The organism is Streptococcus sp. HMSC034E12, from assembly GCF_001835915.1.
Lineage (GTDB): Bacteria > Bacillota > Bacilli > Lactobacillales > Streptococcaceae > Streptococcus > Streptococcus vaginalis.
Genome location: NZ_KV826427.1, coordinates 104,557 through 105,243 on the forward strand (window position 1 = coordinate 104,557; position 687 = coordinate 105,243).

At 41.3% G+C, this 687-nt stretch carries 1 protein-coding gene; it reads left to right on the forward strand.

The window, feature by feature from the left end:
• Positions 1 to 687 (forward strand): DUF1542 domain-containing protein (locus HMPREF2574_RS00925; protein WP_142350174.1); only part of this gene is annotated, 687 nt, incomplete at both ends.

The following is a 687-nucleotide window of genomic DNA, read 5'->3' on the forward strand; positions in this document are numbered from 1 at the left end:
CAAAAGTTGAAGAAATTGAAGCACGTCCTGACTTGACTACTGAAGAAAAAACAGCTGCTAAAGAAGAAGCACGTAAATTGGCAGATGCAGCTAAAGCAAATGTTGATAAAGCGAAAACAGATGATGCAGTAGCGGCAGCAGAAGACAAAGGAACTACGAAAGTAGCAGATGTAGATCCAGTAGCCAAAGCAAAACCAGCAGCCAAAGCGGCTATCGATGCTGCATTAAAAGCACAAGAAAAAGCCATTGATGCTAAACCTGATTCAACGAAAGAAGAAAAAGAAGCCGCTAAAGAAGAAGCTAGAGAGAAAGCAGAAGCAGCCAAAGAAGCTATCGATAAAGCAGCTTCTAATGGGGATGTAACAACAGCAAAAGAAGCAGGAGTAGGAACAATTACACCTGTAGAACCAAAAGCAGAAGTAAAACCAGCCGCAAAACAAGCGATTGAAGATGCTTATACTGCAAAAGTTGAAGAAATTGAAGCACGTCCTGACTTAACTACTGAAGAAAAAGAAGCAGCCAAAGCAGAAGCTAAGAAAGCAGCAGACGAAGCTAAGAAAGCGATCGATAAAGCGAAAATAGATGATGCAGTAGCAACAGCAGAAGACAAAGGAACTACGAAAGTAGATAATGTAAATCCAGTAGCAAAAGCAAAACCAGCAGCTAAAGCAGCGATCGATGCAGCAT